Consider the following 10,553-nt stretch of genomic DNA (forward strand, 5'->3'; position numbering starts at 1 on the left):
CAGGCCGAACGGCTCGTCAGATTCGACTCGACGTTTTATACCGTCTCGGAGCTTGAGTCCGCGATCGCGTCGACCGGCCTCAGCGTGCGACCGATCGAGTACGGTTTCGAGACGACGGTCGCGGGCGTGAAGCCGCCGGTCGACCGGTAGACGGAAGCGAGAGTATCTACCGCAGTTTGAAATAGAGGAACCGCCAGAGTGACAGGGTGACGGTCCCGCCGACGAGCATGACAACAACAAACGTCGCCTCGGCGCCGCGTCCGGGGAGCGCGACGACACGGATCGCCATCCCCACGGCGGCCGATGGAATCCACGAACGGATCGCGAGCGGGATCGAGGAGTTGGGTGCCGACCCTCCGCCCGGGGAGTACGCGCCGACGAGCGGCGCACACAGGAGCCACCCGAGGACGAACGGCCCGGCAGCAATGAGGTAGATGCCCGGGTCGGCCGACAACTGTTCGACGGTCGAGTGCTGGAGTGTCCCGGCGAGGAGAAACGCCAACAGGACCGCGACGTCACCGACCGCGATGGGCCAGGTGCTCGCGTCGAGGCGCTGTTCGAGGAACGACTGGTCTGCCATACCGGAGGTTCGACGGCGGGGGTTCAAATCCTTGCGGATTCGACCACCGGCCCGCGGTGATGCCCGATCACGACCCGGGCGTCGCGGCCTCGAGGTCAGCCCCGGTCGGCGGCCTGAGGACGAGTGCCGCGAGGCCGGCCGCGAACGCGAGCGTGCCACCGAGAGCGAACGTCGGCACCCAGCCGAACGATGCGACCAAGAATCCAGTCACCGTTCCGGCGAAGACACCGCCGCCGACCTTCGCGGAGTAGATGACGGCGTAGTTACTTGAGGAGTGTTCTGCACCGTAGTAGTCGGCGACGATGGCCGGGAAGTAAACGTACAGTGGCGAGGAGAAGAACATCGCGCCGAGCACCATCCCGACGAAGGCGACCGGGGCGTCGGCTGTTCCCGCGCCGACGAGTCCGAACCGAAAGAGCCCGGCAAGCACGAAGGAGATGGCCATCACGCGCACCCGATCGAACCGGTCGGAGACCTCACCGAGGATCATCCGCGAGACGCCCGCCGCGACCGGCAGGAGGGTGGCGGCCGCGGTGGCGACGACTGCTTCGAGGCCGAGATGTTCGGCGAACCGGACGACGTTCGCGACGACGATGAGGTCCGCGCCGGCGGTCGCGATGAACATCCCATACAGCAACCAGAACTGCCATGTCTGCAGCATCTCGCGGGTAGTGTAGGCCCGCCCGCGGAGCGAGGCGGCCAGGTCGTTTCCGTTGGTGTCGGCGTCGTCCTCGCGATCGAGCCACTCCTCCGGCGGGTCTTTTAATAGAACAGCCCCGATTAGCAGAACGACGAGGATGCCTAACCCGACGTTTCGGAGCACGTCGGCGTAGGCGGCGGCGGTGGCGTTGGCCCGGACGTACGGCACGAGAAGCGCGCTGCCGCCGGCGAATGCCATCGTCCCGATTCCTGTCGTGAGCCCCGTCCGATCCGGAAACCACTTGATCGCGGTGTTGACCGCAACGGTGTAGATGATCCCGACACCGATCGCCCCGAGCGAGTAAAGGAGGTATAGCTGCCACACGCTCGTCGCGTACGCGAGGCCGATGTAGCCCCCGCCGGCGAGGACGGCTGCGAGATACGTGAGGTTGCGGGGCCCGCGACGATCGCGCCACCAGCCTGCCGGTAGCTGTGAGAGCGACTGAAACACGACATAAAATGAGAACACGGCCCCGAGGGCGGGTAACGCGATGTCGAGGCTCTCCGCCAACGGCCCCTCGATCGACGACCAGACGTACTGATAGGGGCTGACCGCCGCCATCATCCCCGCAGCGGCGGCGATCTGCCACCACCGCGAGAAGCCGAGGATCGCCTTCGCCCGCTCGGCGTAATCGATACCGGCCCCGTCGTCCGTTGGGGACGCTTTGTCCATCGACCGCGGCTTCTTCCGCGGGGGGATTAAAGTACCTGGCTTCGGCTTCAGCCAGCCCTTCGGAGCGTTCCGTTCAGGAGCCACAGCGGTTATGCCACCCGCGGATCAACGCCGAATATGACGGACGTTCTGTTCCTGCGAAGCGACGAACTCTCGCGGCTGGCGACGCCGTCCGACTACGTTTCGGCGGTTAGAGCCGGGTACGAGAGCCACGGTAACGATGGCACGGCCGAACCCCGGACCAAACTCGTCTCCTCGGACCCGCCGGGGATGTGTACCGGTTACCTTGCGATCCTGCCCGAAGTCGGCGCGATGGGCGGGTACACCTACGCCGCCGGGTTCGGCGACCGCGACGCCCACTTTGCGCTCCCGCTTTTCGACGCCGACTCGGGGGAACTGCTCGCGCTCTTGGACGGCGCGTCGATGAACCCGTTCAAGACGGGCGCGACGGGCGCGGTCGGCGTCGACGAGTTGGCCCGCGAGGACGCCCGGCGGTGTGCCGTGATCGGTTCGGGCGCACAGGCCAGAGGGCAACTCAAGGCGACGGCGACAGTTCGGGCGTTCGACGAGGTTCGCGTGTTCTCGCCGACGGCGGAGCACAGACGCGCCTTTGCTGCCGAGTTCGATGAACGACTGTCGGCCGACGTGACCGCGGCCGAAAGCGCCGCAGCCGCCGTCAACGACGCCGATGTCGTCATCACGGCAACGAAGGCGACGAACCCTGTGGTTCGAAACGCTGCCCTTCCGGACGGGGTTCACGTCACCGCGATGGGCCAGTACGACCGCGGCAAGCGGGAACTCGACGCGGCGACCATCTCGCGCGCGACGTACGTCCCCGACCTCCGCGAGCGCGCGTCCCAGGACGCCGGGTCGTTCCTCGCGGCCCGCGAAGCTGGGGCCGTCGGCGGCGACCACATCCACGCCGAACTCGGCGAAGTCGTCGCCGGCCACCGTCCCGGCCGAACCTCGCCCGACGAGGTCACCGTCTTCGACAGCGGCGGGACGGGAGTTGAGACCGTCGCCGCGGCGTGGATGCTGTACGAGCGGGCGAAAGCGGAGGGCCTCGGCGAGGTGATCAAGTTCGCCCCGGCGAGCGAGGCGCTAACCGGAGAGTAGTATAAGTCGAACCGGGAACCATTTATAAACAGCTGCGGGCAGATGTGGACAACTAACCCGTTGCCGTCTCTATTTATCTAGCCCGCCGCCCACAGATCAAATCGCGGGCGCGAGTCGGGGTGTCCCGAGAGCGGTGTATAACTACCGATCAACCCGTATAGTTATACGTAGGGGGCGACCCCGATCGCCTCGACCAGCGCGACGCCGGCGAGCACCGCTCCGAGGAGATACCCGGCGATCGCGCCGCCGTTGAGCAGCGGCAACCCGGCGTGTGCGCGGCCCTTCATCACCATCATCAACAGGACGACCAACCCGACGAGCGTCCCGACCATCGCGCCGAGCGCCGGGAGAGTGACCGCGAGGCCGGGGATATCTAACAATGGTGCGCCCCCGGGTCTAAAGAACGCGGCCGAGGCGACGAGGATCGTCGGGATGACTGCGTCGCCGAGGCCAATAAAGAAGGCGTCCCGTTCGAGGGGCCCCTCGGCGTCGGAGGCGCCTTCGGCGTCTGCGGACTCCTCGGGGTCCGCAACGTCGGGGGCGGGGGCGTCATCCCCCGTGTCGGTGTCTGTCGCCCCGCCCGTGTCGCTGTCCTCGCCATCTATCGCCCCCTCCGTGTCGGCCGCGTCGTCATCCCGGTCGCTGTCGAGCGTCTCCGGCCCGCTGTCCTCGAGAAAAGAGTACGACAGCGTCAGCGGGATCACGAGCACGACGGGGAGACGGAGGTCCATCACGCCCGAGGCGAGCGTGAGCATGTGTTCGGTTCCGTAGACGGAGATCGCGTCGTACGCCGCGAGCACGACGAGCAAGACGATCGCGGGCAGGAGGCCGAAGCTGATCCCGAACAGTCCGGCGGCGCCGGCGCCCATCACGATCCCGGCTGTGTCGATCACGTACCACTCGGGGTGCGCCAACAGCCCGCCCCCGAGCGCGAACGCGGCGACGACCGCCGCGAGATTAAACCCGGCAACGGTGACGACCGGCGGGAGCACGACGGTGAATACGTAAAACGAGAGGAACACCGCCGCAAAGAGGATGAGCCCCTGTAGCAATCGGTCGACGCCGAAGCGCATCGCCGCTAGCATCACTATCGTGGCGACGAGGATGGCACCGAGATACAGCAGGCTGTTCGTCGGGTCCGAGGGGTCCTCGACGGTCTGGTAGCCGGCGTCCATGAACGGCTGGACCAACGCGAGCGAACCGAGTTGGACGAGCACGAAGAGCGAGAGCGTGGCGACGACGGCGGCGGCGGCCCGCTTCATACCGTACCGTTCCCGCCCGGTTGTTTGGGTATTGCGGTTCCGGGCTGGGAGGCGACCGCGGGGAGGGAAGTACAGCGACGGCGACGCGACCCCCGCTCGCTACCGTGCGTAGAGCTTCTCGCCGAGTAGCGTCGGCAGCGCGACGCTGTCGACGGGCGAGACGGCCAGGTACGGGCGCTCGACCGGCCCGAACACGTCGACGACCCGGCCGACCGAGTCAAGCTCCGAATCGACGACGTCGGTCCCGATATCCGGGTGCGTGTCGTCCGAGCACCGGAGGATCGCGAGCCCTTGGGCGGTCCGGACGACCTCGCCGACACGTTTCATTCGCGGAGGGCGGCGACGTACGCGGCGACCGCCCCCAGCAGGTCCGACTTTGACGCGTCGTCGGCGTCCTTGACGACGACCCGGCCGCGTGGTTCGTACTCACGGGGGTACGTCTGCTCCCGCTCGATGACGGCGTCGTAGCCGACCTGCTGGACCGCGCTCGCGATCTCGTCAACGGTCGGGGCGGGGACTGCGAGATCCTCTGCGACCCGTCGCCCCTCGCTCCGGGAGCACTCCGCGTCGAGATAGGCGGGCCAGATGACGTTTTCGACCATGTCCGGGGCTGGGCGGCGGCGAAATAAAAACCGGCCGGTCCGCGCTCGCGTCGGACCTCCGGAATGCTCGTCGGAGCGATGCTATCTAACGAACAGGCGTGGAACGAGCCCGAAAAATGAGAAACGAAAGCGAAGCGCCGATCAGTTCTGCCGCGTCGAGCGCGCCTCGCGGACCTCCGCTCCGTCGCGGAGTTTGTCCTCGCAGTTGGGGCAGACCCGGACGGTCGACATTCCCTGCGGGGCGAACACGCGTACATAATTGTCGGTAACGAACGCATCGCAGTTGCGGCAATGTGGCATACCGTAGACTCTCGAAGAGACTTTTAAATATCTTTCCCCTGACGCCCGAAAATTACGTCCTTTTGGAGCCGACGAATCGGAGTCGAAAGCGTTTATGAGGCGCCGTGGCCCACCGAACGATGTGGAGTACCTCCCCATCGTCGCGTACCTCCTATTCTTCGCGTTGGTCGCTACGATCGGCGCCCCTATCTCCGCGGCTCTCTTTCGTGAGTTACCGCAGAGAGGTGCCGCATTCGCCATCCCCGCCGCGTTGATTCCCTTTGCAGTCATCGTGTTCTGGGTCGGCCAACTCACGTTCGGCCGCCACACGATCGCGCTTGCGCTCGTCGTCGTCGCGGTGGGTGCATCGCTTGCCTACAGACGGGGGGGCCGCCCCGAGTGGCGTGCGGTGGCGGCGACGTACGGCGTCTTCGCCATTGGATTCCTGTATCTCGCCCTCCTGCGCGCATCCGCCCCCGGGATCACGCCGGCCGGCGGCGAGCAGTTCCTCCACTTCGGGTTGGTGAACGCGCTGGAACGCGCCGGGAGCCTTCCGCCGCCGGACGTCTGGTATGCCGGCGAATCACTGCGGTACTACTACGGCACCCAACTGCAAGTGGCGAGTGTCTCGATGATCACCGGGACAGAACTGCGGTACGGATTCAACCTCGGCATCGCCGCGTTCTACGGCGTGTTGGTCGTCGTGGCCTACGGGCTCTCCGGCGCAATCGTCGCACGGCGCGGGCACTCCTCCCGCCTCGGAGGCATTCTTGGGGTTGCGTTCGTCGCCCTCGGCGGGGCCACGACGACGCCGGTCCGTCTCCTGACACCGTCGCTTCCGGAGCCGATCGCCGATCCCGTCGGTCGGGCCGCCTTCGGATTCGTGGCACAGCGCTTCTATGAGGGGGAGTTGGGAACCGCCATCGCCGACCTCTCCGACCCCGGTGCCTGGATGTGGTGGTACACCCGCTACGTGGTCGGGGGGACGATCCAGGAGGTCCCGATGTACTCCTTCACGAAGGGCGACCTCCACGGCCACGCGCTCTCGACGGGGTACGTGCTGTTCGCCGCCGCGGTGGCCTACGCCTACTACCGGATGCCACTCGAGGATCGCCGTCGCCGGGTCGCGGCGATTCTCGGACTGGGCGTGATCGCCGGTGTCTTCGGGTTTATGAACACCTGGTCACTCCCGACGGTCGGTGGGTTGGCGGTGCTCGCCGTCGGCGCTGCCGACCCCCACCCCGTGACGCTGCTCCCCGACCGGGTGGCCGCGCCGCTTCGGGGAACAACTGACGACGGAGGTGGGCGTGTCGGCCGACTCGGATCGGAAATCGGACGGCTGGTGGCCGCGGGGATTGTGGGGGCGATCGTCCTCGCGATCGGCGTCGCCGTCGCGTCGCCGTTTCTCGTGTTCGGTCACGTCCCGAGCAACGAGGGGATCGGCTTCTTCCCGCCCCGGAGCCCGCTTGGGCCGTTTCTGGTCATCTACGGCGGCCTGCTGGCGATGGTCGCGATCTACGTGGCGACGCTCGGATGGCCCACAGTCACAGGCGTTGATCGCCGCTATCTCGTGCTCGCGGCGATCTGTCTCCCGGTCGCGGTGGTGGCGGCGCTCCGATTCGATCTGGGCGTGTTCCTCGTCACGGTTCCGCTGTTGCTCGCCGGGTGGTTTCTCGTCAGAACGGAGCGAGGTGATTTTGCCGTCGTGTTGGCCATCGCCGGCCTCGGGCTGTTGCTCGCCCTTGAGGTGGTCCACGCCCGACTCCCGCGGATCGATCCCCCCCGGTGGAACACGGCGCTGAAAGTCGCCGTCCAAGGGTGGACGCTGGGCGCGGCTGGCGCGGGCGCCGCCGCGGCGATCGTCCTCTCTCGCGCCACGGAGCGTCTCGCCGCGTATCGAACGGAGGGCGATTCGCCCGTCGGCGGATCGGCAGCGCCGGATCGGTCCGCCGCCATCCGATCGTCGCTCGCCGCCGTCTTTGTCTGTCTCATCTTGGCTTCGACGCTCGTCTTCCCAGCCATGGTCGCCGGACAGGAGCTTGGCCCGGAGGTCGCCGCGGGCGATCTCGATCTCACGCTCGACGGGCATGAGGCGATCGAGACCGCCCGGCCGGAGCAGGCCGAGGCCATCCGCTGGCTCGACGACCGCCCTGGGGCGCCGACGATCGTCGAGGCCCCTGGGCCCTCGTATCGGTTTACCAGCCCCGCCTCGACGTTCACCGGCCTGCCGACGGTCATCGGGTGGGATCATCAAGAGGAGTACCGTAGCCCCGACGCCTACGAGCGCCGCGTCTCCTACGTCGACGACGTATATACGGGCGAGTGGCCGGTCGCCGCCGAACATCTCGAACGCTACGACGTCAGGTACGTGTACGTCGGGCCGGGTGAGCGCGACCGCTACGGCGAGTCGTTGCGCTCCTTCGACCGGCCAGCGTTCGGTGTTGCCTTCGAGAACGAAGCGGTGACGATCTATCGGGTTGAGGGCGACAAATAGGACGCATAAACACGACGAAGCCACATATCGTGGTTTCAATGACGAGGCCAACTGAAGCCGGTGGACTCCTAAGAATACGAGACTGACGATGCGCGATAGAGTGCCCACTCACACCGCTAGCGATTGTTCGTCGCCGAGAAACACTCATGACTCGACGCCGCAAACATCCACTAATGTCCGTGGTAAGCTTCGATCTTGACGGCACACTCGTCACGTGCTCGGAACCACGGGAACGCTCGTTCGAGCACGTTCGTGCCGAACTCGACACACCGGTTCCGCTGCCCTCCGTGGAGAGGTATCGCACCGCCTTTCGCGAGGCACTCGATGCACGATTGCCCAACCGCGCCCCCGATGGACCAATCCGTCGAGTTGCGTTCAGCCACGCCTTCGATGCCGTTGGGGCATCTGTCTCCAACTCGACGGTCGAAGCGTTCGCGGACACATACCGACAGCGGCGACTCGATCAGTTGGTTCCGGTCGATGGCGCGCCGGGGCTTTTGACGGACCTCTCCGAAGCGCATCGAATCCTCGTCGTCACGAACGGCCCGGCCGACCTCCAGTGGCAAAAAATCCGACGGACAGGGCTTGTTTCGTACGTTGACACGATGGCCGTTGCTGGGTGCTGTGGCGTTCGAAAGCCCGATCCAGAGCTATTCAGTATTGCTTTCGAGCGGGCCGGGGCAACGATGTCGAGGTCTATCCACGTCGGCGATTCGCGTCCCGATGTCGAGGGCGCACGCGCCGCAGGGCTCGCTCCGATCTTCCTCGACACCGGAAAACGAGCGCCTCCCGAGTGGCTTCCCGACGGAATTCCCGTGTGTCCGTCTATCGAAGCCGTTCGTCGTGCGATTCTCGGTCACGTCCGCGAGCGGGACTACTCGTCCTCAGCGTAGAGGCCTCGAACCCGATCGACCAGTCCGTGCTCGCGGATGTCCGTCGCGACCGGATCGGGAACGCGATCCGCCCACGGCTCGCCGTGGGCCATCGCTGTGCGAATCTCGGTGCCGCTTATCGTTCGCGTTCCCCGTTTGCTTCGGACAGTCCGCCCGTGTTCTCGAAGCCGCTCGATTTTGTGCTCGTGCCACTCTTCGAGGACGTTGACGTAGTGGACTACGTCTGTGGGGGCGTAGGCGTCCCAGAGCTCCGGCCGGTTGACCGGGAACGGAACGATCGACACCGCACAGCCCAACTCGGTGTCGGTGCCGCCGAGCGTCGCGTGGATCATTCGCTGGCGCTCGTAGTACGTAAACGGGTTGTTCCGAGGGTGATGTCGCTCCGGGTCAGCCTCGGTTCGCGCCGTGTGGGCGGTGTCGGCGTTCGTGATCCCGATTATGAGGCGGTCGCCCGGATGGGTCGTGGCGGCCCACCGGACGTATTCGAGGTGCTCGTCGTGAAACGGCTGGAATCGCCCGTGAACGTGGGCTATCCGCTCGGTCATGATCGCTTGCTCCTCGCGGTGTGTCTGGACACTATCACATCTGACTCCGGTATGTAGCGTATCGGTACCGGCTGGGTTGATGGGTGCTGCATGTCAGTCACGGTGGGTTGCTCCCGATGGCTTCGAGATGCCGTTCGGCATGTGTCACATCAGCCCACCGGAACTCGCCGGGGGTGTCGGTAACTGTGCCGATGCGGGTCGGGTCGGCGGAGGGACACCCTGTGAGCCGGCGCTCGAACCGATCGAGTGCGTCGACCGTCCCGACTGCTGCGATCGGACCGTTCGTCTCAACAGTAACGTCGGGGACAACCCATCGCCGACGGACGGCATCGAGTCCCTGTTGATCGAGCAGCGGCAACGCTTCGAGTGAGAGGCCACAGTCCGCTGCCGTCGTTATCTCGGCGAGCCCCTCGATTCCGGGCCCTGAGACATCCCCAGCCCACTTCAGATGCCGCCCCGGATCGAAGCGTTCGCCGGGGCGAGGACACGATGCTTCGATCGCACGCGCGGTCGCCACGTGATCAGCTGCAAGCGCGTCGAGTGCTCGTTTACGAGCGCCCGTTTTGAGGGGCTGCTCGCCATCGACGCTGCCCGCATACAGCGCAAGCGATCCCAACGGCCGATGGAGCAACACCGCATCGCCCGCATCGATCCGTCCCGTATGAATCGGCGGTACGCGCTCGGTCGCCGCGAGGGCAGCGGCGCCGAACTGCCACCCTCGGCCATCGTGGGTGATGATGGATGGTTCGCGGACGGTGGCCCCCGATCCGGTCGCCTCCACGTACCACCGACGAACGCGATCCGTATCGGGTCCCGATCCCTCCGGGTGGCCGACGATCGGGCGGATATCGCGATCGGCCGCTGCGCCCTGCGTGTAGCAGTCGTTGAGCGCGTGTGCGGTAGCGACGGCCGCTTGCGTGACCGGATCGAGGCCGGGAAGCGCGTGAATCACGTCGACGTTAACCGCCCGGTAGCCGTCCTGCTGTCGTCCGGTCGACCGGAACATCTCGCCCCAGACTGTCGGTTTCGAGTTCGTCTCAAGTTGGATCGAGTGGCCCTTTCGGATCGTAGCTCCTCCCGATCTCCCCGCCCACCGCCGGTAGGTCTCAGAAAGCACCGCCCGGAACGCTTCGCTGTCGGAACCGCGTTCCGGGCCGACGAACGCCGCGGCGACGAAGTCCCTCGCCGTCCCTTCGCCGCCTCCGTGTCCGTCGGCGACCGAGCGCTCGATTCCGGCTGTCTTCGGGAGCAGTCCAGCCTCCAATCCGTCGACGACCGCAACACCGGGAACGTTTCGTCGGATTTCGGCGATCGCCGGCCGGACAACCCGATCGAGCGGCGTCTTCCCGGCACAGCCACACCGCGTCGGAACGGTCTCGATCGGCTGCTCACTCACGACTGATCCTCCTC

The 10,553-nt window shown here is 66.3% G+C and carries 11 protein-coding genes; 3 read left to right on the forward strand and 8 right to left on the reverse strand.

The features are described 5' to 3' along the window. Positions 1–166: 166 nt before the first annotated feature. Positions 167–580, reverse strand: a complete 414-nt coding sequence (locus ACI944_RS07175) for a DUF3054 domain-containing protein (protein ID WP_411718371.1) — start codon at positions 578–580, stop codon at positions 167–169. A gap of 67 nt (positions 581–647) precedes the next feature. Continuing rightward, positions 648–1,952 carry an OFA family MFS transporter gene (locus tag ACI944_RS07180; RefSeq protein WP_411718372.1) on the reverse strand — a complete coding sequence of 435 codons (1,305 nt, stop codon included), beginning with the start codon at positions 1,950–1,952 and terminating at the stop codon, positions 648–650. A 117-nt stretch (positions 1,953–2,069) separates the two neighbouring features. Here ACI944_RS07180 and ACI944_RS07185 point away from each other — a divergent pair, with 117 nt between their 5' ends. Further along, entirely contained in the window at positions 2,070–3,068 is a 999-nt protein-coding gene (locus tag ACI944_RS07185) for an ornithine cyclodeaminase family protein (protein ID WP_411718373.1), read from the forward strand. A gap of 161 nt (positions 3,069–3,229) precedes the next feature. Here ACI944_RS07185 and ACI944_RS07190 read toward each other — a convergent pair whose 3' ends face one another. The 4 genes from ACI944_RS07190 to ACI944_RS07205 form a co-directional block, all read right to left on the reverse strand. Further along, positions 3,230–4,330, reverse strand: a complete 1,101-nt coding sequence (locus tag ACI944_RS07190; RefSeq protein ID WP_411718374.1) for a presenilin family intramembrane aspartyl protease PSH — start codon at positions 4,328–4,330, stop codon at positions 3,230–3,232. A gap of 99 nt (positions 4,331–4,429) precedes the next feature. Then, positions 4,430–4,657 carry an H/ACA ribonucleoprotein complex subunit GAR1 gene (locus ACI944_RS07195; RefSeq protein ID WP_411718375.1) on the reverse strand — a complete coding sequence of 76 codons (228 nt, stop codon included), beginning with the start codon at positions 4,655–4,657 and terminating at the stop codon, positions 4,430–4,432. After that, on the reverse strand, positions 4,654–4,932 hold the full coding sequence (srp19, locus tag ACI944_RS07200; protein ID WP_411718376.1) for a signal recognition particle subunit SRP19: 279 nt from the start codon (positions 4,930–4,932) through the stop codon (positions 4,654–4,656). Before srp19 ends, ACI944_RS07195 begins: the two co-directional genes overlap by 4 nt. 141 nt (positions 4,933–5,073) lie before the next feature. Beyond that, positions 5,074–5,232, reverse strand: coding sequence for a hypothetical protein (locus ACI944_RS07205; RefSeq protein WP_170964419.1), 159 nt, complete (start codon positions 5,230–5,232; stop codon positions 5,074–5,076). A 121-nt stretch (positions 5,233–5,353) separates the two neighbouring features. On the opposite strand from ACI944_RS07205, the gene ACI944_RS07210 reads away from it, so the two are divergent. Together ACI944_RS07210 and ACI944_RS07215 are read left to right on the forward strand one after the other, a co-directional pair. Continuing rightward, positions 5,354–7,705, forward strand: a complete 2,352-nt coding sequence (locus ACI944_RS07210) for a DUF2298 domain-containing protein (RefSeq protein ID WP_411718377.1) — start codon at positions 5,354–5,356, stop codon at positions 7,703–7,705. Between the two features lie 173 nt (positions 7,706–7,878). Then, positions 7,879–8,598, forward strand: a complete 720-nt coding sequence (locus ACI944_RS07215; RefSeq protein WP_411718378.1) for an HAD family hydrolase — start codon at positions 7,879–7,881, stop codon at positions 8,596–8,598. Here the strand turns inward: ACI944_RS07215 and ACI944_RS07220 are convergent. Beyond that, positions 8,580–9,143 carry a hypothetical protein gene (locus ACI944_RS07220; protein ID WP_411718379.1) on the reverse strand — a complete coding sequence of 188 codons (564 nt, stop codon included), beginning with the start codon at positions 9,141–9,143 and terminating at the stop codon, positions 8,580–8,582. The two genes, ACI944_RS07215 and ACI944_RS07220, sit on opposite strands and share 19 nt — an antisense overlap. Before the next feature lie 97 nt (positions 9,144–9,240). Further along, a partial coding sequence (locus tag ACI944_RS07225) for a hypothetical protein (protein ID WP_411718380.1) occupies positions 9,241–10,553 on the reverse strand: 1,313 nt, incomplete at its 5' end.

The organism is Natronomonas sp. (genome assembly GCF_046710025.1).
In the GTDB taxonomy this organism is placed as follows: Archaea; Halobacteriota; Halobacteria; order Halobacteriales; family Haloarculaceae; genus Natronomonas.

Excerpts from the sequence above, each read along its gene's own strand:
- ACI944_RS07175 (WP_411718371.1), bottom strand. The coding sequence starts at position 580 with ATGGCAGACCAGTCGTTCCTCGAACAGCGCCTCGACGCGAGCACCTGG.
- ACI944_RS07185 (WP_411718373.1), top strand. The coding sequence starts at position 2,070 with ATGACGGACGTTCTGTTCCTGCGAAGCGACGAACTCTCGCGGCTGGCG.
- srp19 (WP_411718376.1), bottom strand. The coding sequence starts at position 4,932 with ATGGTCGAAAACGTCATCTGGCCCGCCTATCTCGACGCGGAGTGCTCC.
- ACI944_RS07195 (WP_411718375.1), bottom strand. The coding sequence starts at position 4,657 with ATGAAACGTGTCGGCGAGGTCGTCCGGACCGCCCAAGGGCTCGCGATC.
- ACI944_RS07215 (WP_411718378.1), top strand. The coding sequence starts at position 7,879 with ATGTCCGTGGTAAGCTTCGATCTTGACGGCACACTCGTCACGTGCTCG.
- ACI944_RS07180 (WP_411718372.1), bottom strand. The coding sequence starts at position 1,952 with ATGGACAAAGCGTCCCCAACGGACGACGGGGCCGGTATCGATTACGCC.
- ACI944_RS07205 (WP_170964419.1), bottom strand. The coding sequence starts at position 5,232 with ATGCCACATTGCCGCAACTGCGATGCGTTCGTTACCGACAATTATGTA.
- ACI944_RS07220 (WP_411718379.1), bottom strand. The coding sequence starts at position 9,143 with ATGACCGAGCGGATAGCCCACGTTCACGGGCGATTCCAGCCGTTTCAC.
- ACI944_RS07190 (WP_411718374.1), bottom strand. The coding sequence starts at position 4,330 with ATGAAGCGGGCCGCCGCCGCCGTCGTCGCCACGCTCTCGCTCTTCGTG.